Source organism: Microbispora sp. NBRC 16548 (assembly GCF_030268985.1).
Taxonomy (GTDB): domain Bacteria; phylum Actinomycetota; class Actinomycetes; order Streptosporangiales; family Streptosporangiaceae; genus Microbispora; species Microbispora catharanthi.
The window spans coordinates 1-506 of record NZ_BSSF01000074.1; the positions used below are offsets into that span (position 1 = coordinate 1).

Consider the following 506-nt stretch of genomic DNA (forward strand, 5'->3'; position numbering starts at 1 on the left):
CGTGCACGGGGTGCGGGAGCTGGTGCTGGTCAGCCGCCGGGGTTCGCAGGCTCCCGGCGCCGATGACTTGGTGGCGGAGTTGCGGGAGGCCGGTGCCCGGGTGCGGGTGGTGGCGGCCGATGTGGCCGACCGCGAGGCGTTGGCGCGGGTGCTGACGGGCATTCCCGTGGAGCGTCCGCTGACGGCGGTGGTGCACGCGGCCGGGGCGCTGGACGACGCGTTGCTGGACGATCTGGATCGGGGCCGGCTCGATGCGGTGTTCGGGCCCAAGGTGGACGCGGCCTGGCATCTGCACGAGCTGACCCGTGGGCTGGATCTGGCGGCGTTCGTGTTGTTCTCCTCGGGTGCGGGGGTCTTCGGCAACGCCGGGCAGGGCAACTACGCGGCGGCCAACGCCTTCCTCGACGGGCTGGCCCGGTTGCGGCGCGCGCAGGGACTGCCCGCGGTCTCCCTGGCCTGGGGCCTGTGGGAACAGGCCAGCGGCATGACCGGCCACCTCGGCGAGG

The 506-nt window shown here is 74.1% G+C and carries 1 protein-coding gene; it reads left to right on the plus strand.

Features of this window, described 5'->3' with window-relative positions; translation table 11 throughout:
- Positions 1-506: SDR family NAD(P)-dependent oxidoreductase (locus QSK36_RS43085; protein ID WP_285786446.1), on the plus strand; the 506-nt coding region annotated here is incomplete at both ends.